Origin of the sequence: Bacillus sp. 1735sda2 (assembly GCF_024159245.1) — a bacterium.
GTDB lineage: Bacteria > Bacillota > Bacilli > Bacillales > Bacillaceae > Bacillus > Bacillus pumilus_O.
The window spans coordinates 1,023,579-1,040,579 of the sequence record NZ_JAMYWZ010000001.1; the positions used below are offsets into that span (position 1 = coordinate 1,023,579).

General features: G+C 41.3%; 14 protein-coding genes. 10 read left to right on the forward strand and 4 right to left on the reverse strand.

The genetic code is table 11. The features are described 5' to 3' along the window. Positions 1 to 4: 4 nt before the first annotated feature. The gene (locus NKR21_RS05200) at positions 5 to 712 is read left to right on the forward strand and encodes an EcsC family protein (RefSeq protein WP_012009456.1); all 708 of its coding nucleotides are present in this window, start codon (positions 5 to 7) and stop codon (positions 710 to 712) included. 29 nt (positions 713 to 741) lie between these two features. Here the strand turns inward: NKR21_RS05200 and NKR21_RS05205 are convergent, their stop codons facing one another. Beyond that, on the reverse strand, positions 742 to 1,929 hold the full coding sequence (locus NKR21_RS05205) for a M20 family metallopeptidase (protein WP_144456140.1): 1,188 nt from the start codon (positions 1,927 to 1,929) through the stop codon (positions 742 to 744). Positions 1,930 to 2,424: 495 nt separating this feature from the next. Beyond that, entirely contained in the window at positions 2,425 to 2,910 is a 486-nt protein-coding gene (locus tag NKR21_RS05210) for an antibiotic biosynthesis monooxygenase family protein (protein ID WP_144456138.1), read from the reverse strand. A gap of 127 nt (positions 2,911 to 3,037) precedes the next feature. Between NKR21_RS05210 and NKR21_RS05215 the strand changes: the two genes are divergently transcribed. From NKR21_RS05215 to NKR21_RS05245, 7 genes are all read left to right on the forward strand, one after another. Beyond that, positions 3,038 to 5,173 carry a transglycosylase domain-containing protein gene (locus NKR21_RS05215; protein ID WP_144456136.1) on the forward strand — a complete coding sequence of 712 codons (2,136 nt, stop codon included), beginning with the start codon at positions 3,038 to 3,040 and terminating at the stop codon, positions 5,171 to 5,173. Positions 5,174 to 5,297: 124 nt separating this feature from the next. Next, positions 5,298 to 6,356: a uroporphyrinogen decarboxylase gene (hemE, locus tag NKR21_RS05220; RefSeq protein ID WP_012009461.1), complete on the forward strand. Its 1,059-nt coding sequence runs from the start codon at positions 5,298 to 5,300 to the stop codon at positions 6,354 to 6,356. Positions 6,357 to 6,388: 32 nt separating this feature from the next. Beyond that, entirely contained in the window at positions 6,389 to 7,327 is a 939-nt protein-coding gene (gene hemH / locus NKR21_RS05225; RefSeq protein WP_144456134.1) for a ferrochelatase, read from the forward strand. Between the two features lie 22 nt (positions 7,328 to 7,349). After that, positions 7,350 to 8,762 (forward strand): protoporphyrinogen oxidase, encoded by a 1,413-nt coding sequence (gene hemY, locus NKR21_RS05230; RefSeq protein WP_144456132.1) that lies wholly within the window; start codon positions 7,350 to 7,352, stop codon positions 8,760 to 8,762. A gap of 174 nt (positions 8,763 to 8,936) precedes the next feature. Further along, positions 8,937 to 9,515, forward strand: coding sequence for a TetR/AcrR family transcriptional regulator (locus NKR21_RS05235; RefSeq protein WP_012009464.1), 579 nt, complete (start codon positions 8,937 to 8,939; stop codon positions 9,513 to 9,515). Between the two features lie 65 nt (positions 9,516 to 9,580). Beyond that, positions 9,581 to 11,890 (forward strand): YhgE/Pip domain-containing protein, encoded by a 2,310-nt coding sequence (locus NKR21_RS05240; protein WP_144456130.1) that lies wholly within the window; start codon positions 9,581 to 9,583, stop codon positions 11,888 to 11,890. Between the two features lie 143 nt (positions 11,891 to 12,033). Beyond that, positions 12,034 to 13,083 (forward strand): M42 family metallopeptidase, encoded by a 1,050-nt coding sequence (locus tag NKR21_RS05245; protein WP_144456128.1) that lies wholly within the window; start codon positions 12,034 to 12,036, stop codon positions 13,081 to 13,083. A gap of 235 nt (positions 13,084 to 13,318) precedes the next feature. Here the strand turns inward: NKR21_RS05245 and NKR21_RS05250 are convergent, their stop codons facing one another. Both NKR21_RS05250 and yhfH read right to left on the reverse strand, forming a co-directional pair. After that, positions 13,319 to 14,608 (reverse strand): glutamate/proton symporter GltT, encoded by a 1,290-nt coding sequence (locus NKR21_RS05250; protein WP_012009468.1) that lies wholly within the window; start codon positions 14,606 to 14,608, stop codon positions 13,319 to 13,321. Positions 14,609 to 14,947: 339 nt separating this feature from the next. Then, complete coding sequence (gene yhfH, locus NKR21_RS05255; RefSeq protein ID WP_008359029.1) at positions 14,948 to 15,085, reverse strand: protein YhfH; 138 nt, start codon at positions 15,083 to 15,085, stop codon at positions 14,948 to 14,950. A 156-nt stretch (positions 15,086 to 15,241) separates the two neighbouring features. Between yhfH and NKR21_RS05260 the strand changes: the two genes are divergently transcribed. Both NKR21_RS05260 and lplA read left to right on the forward strand, forming a co-directional pair. Beyond that, positions 15,242 to 15,985 (forward strand): MBL fold metallo-hydrolase, encoded by a 744-nt coding sequence (locus NKR21_RS05260; RefSeq protein ID WP_186299634.1) that lies wholly within the window; start codon positions 15,242 to 15,244, stop codon positions 15,983 to 15,985. A gap of 2 nt (positions 15,986 to 15,987) precedes the next feature. Next, on the forward strand, positions 15,988 to 16,977 hold the full coding sequence (lplA, locus tag NKR21_RS05265) for a lipoate--protein ligase (RefSeq protein WP_012009470.1): 990 nt from the start codon (positions 15,988 to 15,990) through the stop codon (positions 16,975 to 16,977). The last annotated feature ends 24 nt before the right edge of the window (positions 16,978 to 17,001 follow it).

Genomic DNA, 17,001 nt, shown 5'->3' on the forward strand with positions numbered 1-17,001 from the left:
CCGGATGAATGCAGCTGAACGGGAGTTATATGAAGAAGCCATTCTTTTTCAAACGCGATTTTTAAGAAAACCTTCAAAGATCGAACGGATTTCAAAAGGAGTTCAGCAGCAGGTGAACCGCCGAATCCCTGCCAGGTTTCATCAAGTCATCACAAGTGCGGTCAAAACAATGGTTGAATCCACCGTATCAGGATCTCACTTCACTTCATTTACAGTCATGGATGAGCAATTATCCATCATTGAGCGAAATGAACTGGCAAAAGAGAAAGTGAAATACTATCAAAAGGCAGCTGCGATTGAAGGAATTGGAACAGGTGCAGGTGGTATTTTGCTCGGTATGGCGGACTTTCCGCTACTGCTTAGCATTAAGATGAAATGTCTTTATGAGCTGGCGTGTATTTATGGTTTTGATTTGTCTCAAAAAGAGGAAAGACTCTTTTTGCTCTGTATATTTCAACTTGCCTTTTCTGGTAGTGCTCATCGTCAAAAAATGATGAGCATCATAGATGATTGGGAAACAAGCCGCGAGGAAATGGATTGGTACAGCTTTCAGCAGGAATATCGAGATTACATTGACCTAGTGAAGCTGTTTCAATTAATGCCGGTCGTCGGAGCCGCTGTTGGTGGTGTAGCAAATCATCACCTGACAGGACAACTAGGAGATGTCGCTCGCCATGTGTTTCACTTACGGGTGTTGAAAGAAAAGAAATAGAAAAGCCGCTGTTTGCCAGCGGCTTTTTTTTATTCATCGTAGGAAAGGACGGCACTCGCGAGTACCTTCGCTGCGACTGGCATTGCTTTTTCGTTGATATCAAACTTCGGATGGTGATGGGGATATGCGTCGTCGCTGTTTTCCGGCATGGCGCCTGTGTAAAAGAAGGTACCAGGGACATGCTGAAGGTAGTAAGCAAAATCTTCTCCACCCATTTGGGTTTCCGCTTCTTTTACTTCTATGACACCATCTGTTTGCTTGGCGATGTCAGCAATCAATTCAGTCGGCTTTGGATGATTTTTGACAGCAGGATATCCTCTCACATATTCATATGTGTATTCCGCATCATGCATGGCGCACACACCTTTCACGACCTGTTCAATTTCTCGTTCGATGGTGTGTCGCGCACTTTCTTCAAAGGACCGTGCAGTACCAGTCAAAACGGCAGAATCTGCAATGACGTTAAAAGCATTCTCTGCTACAAAACCTCCAACAGATACAACAGCAGAATCAACTGGATTTACTTTACGGGCAACGACTTGTTGCAAGTTTGCCACGATTTGTGAACCGATGAGGACAGCATCTTTCGTTAAGTGAGGCTGGGCGCCGTGTCCGCCTTTCCCCTGAACTCGAATAGAGAAGCGGTCAGCAGCTGCCATAAAGTTCCCGCTTTTATAAAGAACTGTGCCACAAGGCTCTGGAGACCAAAGGTGTGTACCGAATATGACATCGACACCGTCTAAGCAGCCGTCTTCAATCATTGGTTTTGCACCGCCTGGCGCATATTCTTCTGCGTGCTGATGGATGAGGACGATTTTCCCTTTTAATTGATCACGGTGCTCATTCAAAATTTTCGCTAAGACAAGCAGTGTCGCTGTGTGACCATCGTGCCCGCATGCATGCATCACACCAGGTTTTGTTGATTTGTAAGGCACTTCCTTTTCATCATGGATAGGGAGTGCATCGAAATCAGCTCTGAGGGCAATCGTCGGCCCCGGAGAAGTTCCTTCGATAAAGGCGAGTACACCATGGCCGCCTACCTGTGTACGTGTGGGTATATGTAATTTGTCGTAGTAGCTGGCGATGAAAGCGGCTGTTTCTTCTTCCTGGAAAGAAAGTTCAGGATTCATGTGGAGATGGCGTCTAATTTCAACCATTTCCTCATAATGTTCATCAAGACGTTCATTGATGCTTTTTTGTAAAGTAGATATTGTCATTGATTTGAAAACCTCCTTCATGCTCTTTTACTGATTGTATGGTAATTGTTAGAATCTTTCAACAGAAGAGGATGTCACATGCGCATCAAAGGTCATTTTACATAAAAGTCGAAGTGTCTATGAAGCGTTGAAAGGGAGGAATTGTATTGGGAAGCTGTCCAAATTGTTCGAAAGCGTTTTCTTTCGTTGAAAAGTTTCATTTATCACATACGAAAATGATGATGTGTCCAAGCTGTCGGCATCAAATCAAAGAAACCTTTGTATCGAAAATGAGTTTTTTCCTGATCTGTTTGATTCCGCTATTGGTGATGCTCATTCAATTGAAAGGGGCTTCACCTATGTTAAAGTGGCCGACCTTATTAGGATGGATCCTATTGAATTTCTATGTACTCCAGCCGATCATTCATCGGTACGAGCTGACATCACGACGCTAATAAAGAGCCCATTGATTGGGCTTTTTTTCATGAAAAAAGAAGTGCTGAGAGCAGCACTTCCTTAATTGTCTGTAACGGCATGATAGGATGTGAGATAAGCAGGACGAGAGAAGATGGAGCCAGTATCATTGTTTGGCTGAAAGAATGCTTCTGATTCTTGAAAGTCTTCAAATAAGTCCTCTGATTCCCAAAGTGTCATAATTAAATACACTTCATCATCTTTTTTCGGTCTTAACACTCGAAGAGCCTTGAAGCCCCGCTGATGTTCTGAGATATTCGTCTTTTTCTTGAAAGTAGATTCAAACAGTGCTCTACTTTCAAGCTTCACAGGGATATGATTCAAGGTGACGAAACCGGAATGGGCAAGTTCACCTTTTGCATAAATCACATCATAGGCATGTGGGGCTTTAAAAACAGTCTCACCCTCCGTCTCATGGAAAAGAGCTGCTTGTTCTTTTCCGACCATATAAAGCAGATTTTCCTGATCGTGTTTTTTTGCGATTTTATGTAAGAAATCTGCTGTTCCATAAGTCATATAGACATTCATCTAAACCGCCTCCTGCTTGATAGTATAACAAAAGAATGATATATAATTCTTTGGTAGTCAATCCATAAAACATATTATGAAGCAATACATCCCATACTATCCGTATAAAGGAATGAGGTGACCTAATTTGAAGAAAAAGAAGATAATCATTCCATTAGTCATTGTAGGAAGTACCATTGTACTTTCATTTATTGGCTATCTGACCATTTTATTTTTAGGACATTATGTCATAGATGAAAAGAAGCTTGTATTTCATGCTTCATCCCAAATCATTGATCAGAATGGAAAAGAACTCACAAGTATGTATTCAGAAAATCGGGACCCTGTGTCAATAAAGGATGTACCCGATAAAGTAGCAAAAGCTTTTGTGGCTGTCGAGGACAAGCGGTTTTATGAGCATCATGGAATTGATGCGCAGTCAATTTCAAGGGCGGTTTATCGAGATATATTAGCAGGTGGAAAGGTAGAGGGCGGCAGTACCATTACTCAGCAGCTCGCAAAAAATATTTTTCTCACAAATGACAAAACCTTTCTGCGAAAAACAAAAGAAGTCATCATTGCGATTAATTTAGAAAGAGACTATTCAAAGGATAAGCTGCTCGAAATGTATTTGAATCAGCTTTACTTCGGTCATGGCGTCTACGGTATTCAGGCAGCAGCCAATTATTACTTTAGTAAAGATGTGAAAGATTTAACTGTCAGTGAAGGAGCGACACTTGCTGCGATGCCAAAGGCGCCGTCTACTTACTCGCCTGTTTTACACCCTGATAAAAATAAACAAAGACGGGACACGATCCTTAATTTAATGAATGAGCAAGGGTATTTATCATCAACAGAAACAGTAGAAGCAAAAGGAAGAACACTAGGCATTCATTTAAAAAAGAAATCAGAAACGCCTTGGGTGGACAGCTATGTCGATCTTATCATTAAGGAAGCAGAATCAGAGTATTCCATTTCACATGAACAATTACTTCAAGGTGGTTATACCATAACAGTTCCGATCGATATGAATCTGCAAAAGGTCGCTTACGATGCGATGAAAAACAATCGTTATTTCCCGGGAAAAAGCGGTTCTCCTGAAAGCAGTGCTATCTTTATTGATAATGAGTCTGGAGGAGTAAAAGCTGCAATCGGAGGGCGAGAATATCAAGCGAGGGGTTATAACAGGGTGACAGCTGTGAGGCAGCCTGGATCTGTTTTCAAGCCGATCGCAGTATACGGACCTGCGCTACAGGAGAAAAAATTCCGACCTTATTCCCTGCTTGAAGACGAAGAAAAAAGCTATGACGGCTATTCACCAAAGAATTACGATGGGCAGTATGAAGGCAAGGTCACGATGGTGGAGGCCCTCATGAAAAGTAAAAATACAGCAGCGGTGTGGACATTAAGCCAGCTTGGTATTGATACTTCGAAAACGTATCTCGAGAAAATGGGAATCGATATTTCGGATCAAGGACTTGCGATAGCCCTTGGTGGTTTAGAAAAAGGGGTTTCTCCACTTCAAATTGCGGGAGCTTTCCACACATTTGCAAACGAAGGTGTATATAAAAAGCCTTTCTTCATTCAGAAAATCACCAATGATGAAGGAGAAACGGTAGAGAAAAATCGCAGTAAGTCAGAACGAGTGTTTAGCGTGCAGAATGCTTGGAATATGACAAGAATGCTGCAGCAAGTTGTCAAAGGCGGAACAGCCCAGAGCGGTTCATATGCTGGAGACTTAGCAGGGAAAACAGGCACCACCACATATTCAGGTGTGAAGGGTGCCACAAAGGATGCTTGGTTTGCCGGCTATACACCAAGTACAACGGGTGCGATCTGGATGGGGTATGACAAAACCGATAACAGTCACTACTTAACTGGCGGAAGTCAATTCCCAGTGCAGCTGTTTAAGGATATATTAACGGCAGCCCAAATGACGAATGAAACGTTTAAAAAACCAGAGGGCATTAAAGAACTTCAAGCACCAATTCATTTAGAAGGACTTTCTGGATTTGAAGCCCGCTATGTGTTTAAAATCAAAGGATTGTTTACATTAGAGCTGTCTTGGGAGAAGCAAGAGGATAAACGGGTAGAATACCGTATTTATGAAAAGAGGAATGGAAACGAGACGCTGATTGATTCAGTGACAGGCGCAAATAGCTACACAATGCCGTATGCTAATGTGTTTTCAGATGCGGAATATAAGGTGGTTCCATATAATACCCAAACGGAAGAAGAAGGAGAAGGCAGTCCATATGTCAAGCCAGAGGCTTTTGGACGTTAATATTCGGCGATTTTTTGAACAATGAGCCGGTTTAGTATACCGTGCCTTGAAAAAGCGGTATAGTAAAAGCAGTGTTTGAGCCTTATACAAAGAGAGTGTAAGGCGAAAGGTGGAATGAAAGGTAATGGGAAAAACGAAGGCTTTTAATGACACGTTCTTAAAGGCGTGCAAAGGGGAAAAAACAGACCATGTACCAGCTTGGTATATGAGGCAGGCAGGACGCTCACAGCCTGAATATCGTGCCCTTAAAGAAAAGTACGGGCTATTTGAAATTACGCATCAGCCAGAGCTATGTGCTTATGTAACACGACTTCCTGTAGAACAATATGGTGTAGATGCCGCGATTTTATATAAAGATATTATGACCCCGCTTCCAGCTATTGGAGTGGACGTTGAAATTAAAAATGGCATTGGACCTGTCATCGATTCACCGATTCGCACAAAAGCAGATATCGAACGTCTTGGGGAACTTCATCCAGAAGAAGACCTGCCATATGTGCTTGACACCATTCAGCTTTTAACGAAGGAGCAGCTAAATGTACCGCTTATCGGTTTTGCTGGTGCACCATTTACGATGGCGAGCTATATGATTGAAGGCGGCCCATCTAAAAACTATCATAAAACAAAAGCGCTCATGTACAGTGAGCCTGAGACATGGATGCTGCTCATGAACAAATTAGCGGATATGACGATCACGTACATACGTGCCCAGGTAAAAGCAGGGGTCAGTGCGTTTCAAATCTTCGACTCATGGGTGGGCGCATTAAATGCAGCGGACTACCGGACATTCATTAAACCTGTCATGCAGCGAATTTTCACAGAGTTGAAGAGTGAAAATGTACCAATGATCATGTACGGAGTTGGTGCAAGCCATCTCGTGAAAGATTGGCATGATTTGCCGCTAGACGTCGTTGGACTTGATTGGCGTATGAGTGTAGATGAAGCACGAAAAGAAGGGCTCACAAAAACGTTACAAGGAAATCTTGATCCAACAATCTTACTTTCTCCTTGGGAAGTCATTGAAGAAAGAGCAAAAGACATATTAGATCAAGGGATGAAATCAGATCACTTCATCTTTAACCTAGGTCATGGGGTATTTCCAGATGTTTCACCAGATACGTTAAAGAAGCTGACCGATTTTATTCACGATTATTCAGCTAAACATAAAAAATCATCCATCTAAACTATTTCGAATGATCTGAAGGAGTGTTGGTTGTGGAGAAAAAGAAAATGGGGCTTCTTGTCATGGCATATGGCACCCCGTATAAAGAAGAAGACATTGAGCGTTATTATACACATATTCGTAGAGGCAGAAAGCCGGAGCCGGAAATGCTGCAAGATTTAAAGGATCGCTACAAGGCAATCGGCGGTATTTCTCCTTTATCAAAAATTACAGAGCAGCAGGCACATGGTTTATGTGAGCACTTGAATGATATTCAAGACGATATTGAATTTCATGTGTACATTGGCTTAAAACATATCGAGCCTTTCATCGAGGATGCAGTTGCTGACATGCACAAGGACGGCATTACAGAAGCTGTGAGTATCGTTTTAGCGCCGCATTTCTCCACATTTAGTGTGAAATCGTATAACAAACGTGCACAAGATGAGGCAGACAAGCTCGGCAATCTACAGATTACATCTGTTGAAAGCTGGTACGATGAGCCGAAGTTTGTGGACTATTGGGTGAAGCAAGTGAAGGAAACGTATGCATCAATGAGTCAAGAGGAAAGAGATTCCGCAGTACTTATTGTATCTGCACACAGCCTGCCTGAAAAAATTATTGCAGCAGGAGATCCATATCCTGATCAGCTCGCACAATCTGCCAAAATGATTGCAGAAGGCGCGGGAATTGAACACTATGAAATTGGCTGGCAAAGTGAAGGCAATACACCGGATCCATGGCTTGGACCAGACGTACAAGACTTAACGCGGGACTTATTTGAACAAAAAGGCTATCAAACATTCGTGTATGTGCCTGTTGGGTTTGTCGCTGATCATCTTGAAGTCTTATACGACAACGATTATGAATGTAAAGTCGTGACAGATGAAATGGGTGCAGCCTACTATCGTCCAGAAATGCCGAATGCGAAACCAGCATTTATTGATGCTCTGGCAACAGTCGTATTAAAGAAGCTTGACGAAAGCAAGTAATCATATAAAAGAAGGCGATCCTATGCATGACAATCAAAAACACCTTGTCATCATTGGCGGTGGCATCACTGGTTTAGCCGCCGCCTTCTATTTGGAAAAGGAAGTCGAAGAAAAAGGTCTTCCGATTCAAATATCACTTATTGAAGCGAGCCCTAGGCTAGGTGGAAAAATACAAACATTATATAAAGACGGCTACATCATTGAACGTGGACCTGATTCATTTTTAGAAAGAAAGGTCAGTGGGCCGCAGCTTGCAAAAGATGTCGGTCTGTCCGATCAGCTCGTCAATAATGAAACTGGGCAAGCGTATGTACTGGTCAATGAAAAGCTTCATCCGATGCCAAAAGGTGCTGTTATGGGGATTCCAACTCAAATCAGCCCATTTATTACAACTGGTCTTTTTTCAGTTGCGGGAAAAGCAAGAGCGGCGATGGATTTCGTGTTGCCAAAAAGCAAGCAGAAGGAAGACCAGTCGCTTGGTGAATTTTTTAGAAGACGTGTGGGTGATGAGGTCGTTGAGAATTTAATTGAGCCGCTTCTATCAGGCATTTATGCAGGGGATATTGACCGTTTGAGCTTAATGTCGACCTTCCCGCAATTTTATCAAACAGAACAGCAGCATCGAAGTTTGATTCTTGGGATGAAAAAATCACAGCAGCATGCGAAAGCGCAGCAAGTGACTGCGAAAAAACAAGGACAGTTCCAAACGATCAATCAAGGATTGCAGTCGCTTGTGGAAGCAGTAGAAAGTAAGCTCAAGCTGACAACGGTCTATAAAGGGACAAAAGTCAAACAAATTGAAAAAACGGATGGAGGCTATGGCTTACAATTAGACAGCGGTCAAACGCTTTTTGCCGATTCAGCCATTGTCACGACTCCGCATCAATCGATTTATTCCATGTTTCCTAAAGAAGCAGGGCTAGAGTATTTGCATGACATGACCTCTACTTCTGTTGCAACAGTAGCACTCGGTTTTAAAGATGAGGATGTTCATAATGAGTATGATGGCACTGGTTTTGTCATCTCAAGAAACAGTGATTTCTCTATTACGGCCTGTACATGGACAAACAAAAAATGGCCGCATACTGCTCCGAAAGGAAAAACGCTATTGCGTGCGTATGTAGGGAAGGCTGGCGACGAATCAATTGTCGAGCAGTCAGACAGTCAAATCGTCAGCATTGTGCTAGAAGATTTAAAGAAAATCATGGATATTAAAGCAGATCCAGAATTGACGACAGTGACTCGCTGGAAGACAAGTATGCCGCAATATCACGTCGGTCATCAGAAAGCCATTTCGAACATGCGAGAAACGTTTAAGCAATCATATCCTGGTGTTTATATTACAGGTGCTGCTTTTGAAGGTGTCGGAATCCCTGATTGTATTGATCAAGGAAAAGCCGCCATCTCAGAGGCTGTATCGTATCTATTTTCATAAAAAACGACTCCCTTTTCTGTCATGGAAAGGGAGTTTTTCATGTGCGGATCATTCAAAAAGAGTTGGGAATCATAAATGTGAACAAAGTTGTTGCATCTAGGGAAAAAGATATGGTATATTACTTTCTGTACTTAATGACCAAAACGTTCAAATAGTCATTTCAGGAGTGAGATCATGAGTGTTGATAGGAGACAAATGATTTTAGATGGTGCGACGAAAGCATTTACTCAATTCGGGTATAAAGCGACCACAATGGATCTTGTGGCGAAACTTGCCAATGTCGGAAAAGGAACCATTTATACATTTTTCAAAAACAAAGAAGAGTTGTTCGATGAAATTTTCACATCCCTTTTACTAGAGATGAGGAAAATTGCGGATGAAGCAATTGATGAGAAGAATAGTTTCTCAGAAAACCTTCACTTAGCACTCTTTGCAATTTTAGAATTTCGAAAAAACCACCAGCTCACAATTAAGATTTTTCAGGAAAATGCGGAGCTTGGCACGTCAGCAGTCAAGGAAATGATCGAGAAAATGGAGCAGATGATCATTCGCTATATCAAAACGAAAGTACAAGAAGCGATGGATAAAGGCGACATTAAGCCTTGTGATCCTGAACTGACTGCATTTGTGATGGTGAAACTATATATTGCACTGATTTTTGATTGGGAAAAGCGATACGAGCCTTTAACAAAAGAAGAGGTAGCTGAATCGCTGGAGCTTTACGTCTTAAAAGGACTATCTGCAACAACATAATTTTTTTTTGAGTTCAAATGACCAAATTGTATATTTAGTCATTCATCTATGGGAGGAAAACAGCAATGAATTTAATTCGGAATCAATGGAAAGACATTGTAACGAGCAAAAAACTACTGATCCCGATTTTAGCTGTCTTATTTATTCCGCTGATTTACAGTGGTGTATTTTTAAAAGCGTACTGGGACCCTTATGGTACAGTTGATCAATTGCCTGTGGCGGTTGTCAACTTGGATGAAGGCAGTCATTACGACGGGAAAACCCTTCAAGTCGGCGATGATTTAGTAAAGGAATTAAAGAAAAACGACAATTTCAAATGGAACTTTGTCGATAGTCACGAAAAGGCCATAAAAGGATTAAATAACGAGGACTATTATCTCGTTGTGGAAATACCAAAGGACTTCTCGAAAAATGCAAGTACAGTGCTAGAGAAACATCCGAAAAAATCGAATCTGAAATATTATACGAATCCGGGCGCCAACTATGCGGCGTCACAAATTGCGAATAATGCCATTATCAAATTAAAAGATTCGGTTTCAAAGGAAGTCACAAAAAATTACGCCGAGGTCATCTTTGATAACTTCAAAACCATTGCAAAAGGATTAGATCAAGCAAGCGATGGCGCGAAGAAAATTGATGACGGAACAAAAAGCGCAAAAGATGGCAGTACGAAGTTAAAAGACAACTTAGCCAAATTAGCTGAGGGTACACTAACCTATAGCGAAGGGGTTCATCAGTTCGCAGGGAAAATGGGTGAACTGAACACAGGCATACAGTCTCTAGACAGTGGGCTTGGTCAGCTTTTAACAGGCTATCAAACCATTGATCAGAAATTTGGAGAGCTTGGTTCAGGAATTGATACATTAACCGAAGGGTTAAACACGAGCCGAGAAGGACATCAGCAGCTCGCTTCTAAAATGCCGCAATTCACAGCAGGCATTGAGCAACTGAACAACAAAGCACAATCTTTTTCAGAAAAAATTGCAGCAGTAGAAAAAGTCTTATCGTCACCAGAATTAGCGAATCTTGAAAAGATGGCGCCTAAACTCGATCAGGTGAAAAAAAACGCAAAAACGTTCAGTACAAAACTTGCTTCACTGAAAGAAGCATTATCAAATCGAGATGCGAAAGTAAAAAGCATTATCCAAAACAGCTCTATGACAGATGAAGAGAAAAAGGCGGCAACCGATCAGCTAAACAGTCTGCCTAAAATCGAACTGCCTGATCTGTCTGGACTCGAACAAAGCTTAGCGGCCTTGCAGGAACTGCCTGATGCAAGTGAGGTTCAATCAGCAGTTGCATCTGCAAAAGCGCAGCTGCAGCAAGTCAAACAGCTGCCTGAGAAAACAGAACAGCTGTACACGTCTACAGTCGCGATACAAAATGCGATCGACCAAATGACATCTGGTACGAATAAATTGTATCAAGGTGCACTGAAGCTTCAAACAGGTCAAGGTCAATTACAAGATGGTCTCGAAACAGCAAATGGAAAACTTGATACGGCGAAAAGCGGAGCGGATAAGCTTGCAAATGGATCAAGTCAGCTTAGCGCAGCGTTAAATAAGCTAGAAAGTGGTTCAACAAATATCCAAAGCAATACATCTAAGCTTGCCGAAGGCTCAAAATCACTTGATAAAGGATTGGGAGATTTAAAGAGCGGTACAGGTAAATTATCCAATAAATTGAAAAGCGCTGCTGATGAAACAGGTGAAATTGATGCAAATCAAGACAATTACAACATGATTGCAAGTCCTGTTAAAACAGAAAACGATACAGCGAAAAAGATTGATAATTATGGAACAGGGCTCACGCCTTATATTTTATCGATGGGACTCTTTGTTGGGGCTCTCATGCTCACCGTTGTATTCCCAATGAAAGACCCTGCTGGCCGCCCTAGAAATGCGTTTGAATGGTTTGTCAGCAAATATAGTGTGCTTCTGCTTGTTGGTATCCTTCAAGCAGTCATTGCAAGTACGATGCTCATCTTTGGGCTTGGTCTTGAGGTGGAAAGCCTCTGGCGCTTCTATCTCTTTGCGATCGTCGTCAGTCTAACATTCTTAGCGATTATTCAGCTGCTAGCGACAACAATGGGGAACCCAGGACGCTTCATTGCCGTCATTATCTTAGTTCTTCAGCTCGCAGCAAGTGCTGGCACATTCCCGCTTGAGCTTGTACCGAAATTCTTCCAAGTCATTCATAGTCTGCTTCCAATGACGTATACGATTAATGGATTTAGAACGATCATTGCAAGCGGTGATGATAGTTATTTATGGCACCAAGCAGCGATTCTTGGTACAGTTGCGATCATCATGATGGCGGCAACAACTGCATACTTTGCTTGGAACGTAAGAAAAATGAAACAAGACGAAGCTTAATCAATGAATCCTTTCTCTTAATAGAGGAAGGATTTTTGATTTGAAATTAGACATCTTGAACCCGAAGCGATATATTTTAAGAAGAGATGCTATAAAAGGCATTCATGGAAGGAATTGCTTTCACACAAAGGAGGAAATGCCGAATGACAACGGAAGTAAACGAAACCGTTCAGCTGATTCAAAAGCTCGTATCGATCCCAAGTCCGTCAGGGAATACAGAAAAGGTGATCGGCTTTGTTGAACGCTTTCTACAAGATGTAAATATTGAGACAAAACGAAATCGTAAGGGCGGCTTAATCGCCACTATAAAAGGAACTGATGACAAGGAACACCGCATGCTGACAGCACATGTCGATACGCTCGGTGCGATGGTAAAGGAAATTAAATCAAATGGACGGCTTCGTCTTGCACTCATTGGGGGCTTTCAGTATAACTCAATCGAAGGTGAGTACTGTGAAATTGAAACATCAACAGGTCATACATACACAGGTACCATTCTTATGCATCAAACGTCCGTTCATGTCTATGCAGATGCGGGAAAAGCAAAACGTAACCAAGAGAATATGGAAGTTCGTCTTGATGAAAAGGTGCAAAATGCAGACGATGTCAAAGCAATTGGCATTCAAGTAGGGGACTTTATCTCATTTGATCCGAGAGTGGAAGTGACGTCATTAGGTTTTATTAAATCAAGACACCTTGATGACAAGGCAAGTGTAGCGCTCTTGCTGCGACTCATCCACCGCATCCAAAAGGAAAACATTACACTGCCGCATACGACGCACTTCTTAATTTCTAATAATGAAGAGATTGGCTACGGTGGAAACTCCAATATTCCAGAAGAAACGGTGGAATACCTCGCTGTTGATATGGGAGCGATCGGCGATGGTCAATCAACAGATGAATATAGCGTGTCTATTTGTGTGAAGGACTCAAGCGGTCCTTATCATTATGGATTACGCAAGCATTTAGCCGCATTAGCAGAAGAGAACAACATTGATTATCGTCTAGATATTTACCCTTATTACGGATCTGATGCATCAGCAGCGATTCGAGCAGGGCATGATATCATCCATGGATTGATTGGTCCTGGGATCGATTCCTCGCATGCATTTGAACGAACACATGAAGATTCTCTTGTGCATACAGCGGATCTTCTTTATCACTACGTGCAATCATCATTAATTACAGCATAAAAAAAGAACCCCATTTATCGGGGTTCTTTCAGCGTGTAGACAAACCCTCGCATTCGTTGTCAGTCCTGCGTGCTGGTGCTCACGAATGTCAAATTCGCTCCGCGCCAGTACTCGTCCTTCCTAGACTTCAAAGGTTTTCTATCACGCTGAAAAGAAGACAAATTGCTAAAATCAAGATCATTTTAGCAATTTGTCCACAATCTGAAAGAACCCCATTTATCGGGGTTCTTTTTCATTAGCTTGAAAGCTGTGTTGGTTCAGGTACATCTTGTCCAGTCATCACGCGATGTCCTTTTTCAGGGTCATATTGCCCTTCCCATTTAGACATCACAACTGCTGCAAGTGCATTTCCTGTTAAGTTAACAACTGTACGTGCCATATCCATGATTCGATCTACACCTGCAATAAATGCTAGACCTTCGGCAGGTACACCGATTGTGCCTAATGTGGCAAGTAATACAACAAAGGATGTACCAGGAACGGCAGCCATTCCTTTAGATGTCACCATCAGCACAAGAATAAGTGTGAGCTGCTGGACAATCGTAAGGTCAATGCCGTATACCTGTGCAAGGAAAAGCGCAGCGATCGCTTGATACAAGACGGAGCCGTCCAGGTTAAATGTATAACCGATTGGGATAACGAAAGAAACAATTCCCTTCGGACATCCAATGCGCTCCATTTTATCCATGACTCTTGGTAAAACTGTTTCAGAGCTGGATGTACTAAAGGCAAGAAGCATTTCGTCTTTCATGTAAGCAAGAAATCTGAAAATATTAACGCCAATCATCTTTCCAATAATTCCGAATACAACGATAAGGAAGAGAGCGAGCGCAAAATAAACAAGACCCACAAGCTTACCTAATGAAATAAGAGATTCAAGACCAAATTTTGAGACAGTCACACCAATGAGTGCGAAGACACCAAATGGTGCAGCTTTCATTACAACATTGACGACATGGAACATGGCATGTGACACACCTTCAAAGAAGGCGAGCACTGGTTTGCCGCGTTCACCAATGGCTGAAACGCCAAGTGCAAATAACACAGTAAAGAAAATAATCGCAAGCAAATCACCTTCCGCCAATGATTGGAAGAAGTTCGTTGGAACGATATGTAGGAACGTATCAGCAATTGATTTGCCGCTTTGTTCTTTTTCCGTTTCAACATACTGGCTAATATCTTGTTTTTCCGTATGACCAAAGTCAACGCCTGCACCAGGTTGAACAAAGTTTGCAAGCACAAGACCAAGAATAATCGCAAATGTTGTGATAATTTCAAAATAAAGAATGGTTCTAAAACCAAGTTTCCCTACCTTTTTACCATCACCGGCACCTGCAACACCTAAAATTAAGCTAGATACGACAATTGGTATCACAATCATCTTAATGAGTCTTAAGAAGAAGTCTCCAATTGGTTTTAAATAAGTCTCAACGCCTGGGTTACCGAAAAAGATTGCCCCAACAACGACACCGAGAATAAGACCGATTAGGATTTGTGTAGCTAATCCAAATTTTAATTTTTTCATAGATTTCCTCCCTAACATATTCATTAAAGGAATATTCCCATTATATTAAGTTTTAATATATGAATTAAAGTATAACTAAAATTAAAGAGTTTCGTCCACGATTATATTATATTGAGAAAATACAAAATTGTTTGAAAAAATGAACACTTAGAACCTCCATTATTGATTCAAGTCAATAAAAAGTGCCTTCTGAACTAAAACTCATCAGATGAAAATACTAAAAAACCCTTTTGTGACAAGGGTTTTACCTTTTTACCTATTTTTCAGAAAAAATAAAAAGCACTTTTGACTCCAACTGATGAAGGAGGAAAAAAGTGCTTTTTAATTCAATTTTTTACCTTATTTAAGATAACTTACTTGTGAGCATTCCTCACATTCATTACCGTAACACTCATGTTGTTCCATTAAATCATTTCCACATTTTGTGCATTTTTTTGAGGGCAAATTTCTAAAAAACTCTGTGATTTTTCCTAGCATTTGTCATCCTCCAATACGTTTTGTTGTTATCATTGTATTATAACAGATTAATAATTGTCAATCTGTTTTGTAACAATAGGCAAGAAGAATGCTTTTTCCATGAAAAATGGGTATATTGTAAGATGGGGACTTTTAGAAAAGGAGGGAAAAATGACGATGAAATTAACTGTCATTGGATGCTACGGAGGGTTTCCTGCCGCTGGTGAAGCAACGTCAGGGTATCTTTTTGAATCAGATGGCTTTCGTCTGCTTGTAGACTGCGGAAGCGGTGTTCTTTCCAAACTGCAGCAATACATTGATATAGAAGAACTTGATGCTGTTCTCCTTTCTCATTATCACCACGATCATATTGCAGATATCGGACCACTCCAATATGCGAAGCTAGTGGGATATCATTTAGGAAAAAGCAGCGGTCCGCTTCCAATCTATGGACATACGGGTAATCAAGAAGCATTTGGGCGGATTGCGGATGATGTACATACTAAGGCTAAGGCTTATCAGCCAGAAGAGGGTATTCAAATTGGTCCATTTCAAATCAATTTTTTGAAAACGGTTCATCCAGCAGAATGCTATGCGATGAGAATTCAGGCAAAGGATGCTGTGGTGGTGTATACAGCAGACTCAAGTTATCAGGAGGCATTTGTCCCTTTTAGCAAGGATGCAGATTTACTCATTGCTGAAAGTAACTTCTACGCTGGACAGGACGGATCGAGTGCAGGACATATGAATAGTACAGAGGTTGGCAAGCTTGCAATGGAAGCAAATGTTGGGGAACTGATCATCACCCACCTGCCCCATTTTGGTCGTCATAAAGACCTAGTCAATGAAGCACAGGCGTTATATACTGGCAATATACAGCTTGCCCATTCAGGGCTTAGATGGAACAAGGAAGGAAGATAGAGATGCTGTTTATCGATAACGAACAACATTATGATCCAATGATTAATTTGGCAATTGAAGAATATTGCTTAAAATATTTAGACCCAGAAGAAACGTACTTGCTGTTCTATATTAACCAGCCGTCGATTATCATTGGAAAGAACCAAAATACAATAGAAGAAATCAACACAAAGTATGTGGAAGACAACGGCATCAAAGTTGTCCGCCGCCTGTCCGGTGGTGGCGCAGTTTACCATGACAAAGGAAACTTAAACTTCAGTTTTATCACAAAAGACGATGGGGACAGTTTCCATAATTTTAAAAAGTTCACGGAGCCAGTCATTCAGGCGCTAGAAAAACTAGGCGTCAAAGCTGAATTAAGTGGTAGAAATGACATCATGGCAGATGGTCGGAAAATTTCAGGAAATGCCCAGTTCGCGACAAGAGGACGTATTTTCAGCCATGGTACACTGCTATTTGATTCAGAAATTGAACATGTTGTTTCTGCTTTAAATGTGAAAAAGGAAAAGATTGAATCAAAAGGTATTAAATCCATTAGAAGCAGGGTTGCCAATATTAGTGAATTAATGGATCAAAAAATGACAACAGAAGAATTCAGAAAAATTCTGTTAAGCTACATTTTCGACACAAATGGGGATGTCCCTCAATATCAATTGACTGAGAAAGATTGGGAAAAGATTCACGAGATTTCCCGGGAACGATATCAAAAATGGGAATGGAACTACGGCCGTTCACCGAAATTTAATTTGCAGCATTCTAAGAGATTTTCAGCAGGCTCCATTGATCTTCGATTAGAAGTGAAAAAAGGGATGATCCAGGATTGCAAAATCTTTGGTGATTTCTTTGGTGTAGGGGATATTGCTGATATTGAAAAAAGACTCATTGGGCAGCAATACGATCGCAAAACGATCAGCGACGTATTAGAAGATATGGACATGCGCCACTACTTCGGCAACGTATCAAAAGAGGATTTTCTTGATTTGATTTATTAAGAGAGACAAGCACTGCTAGAGATA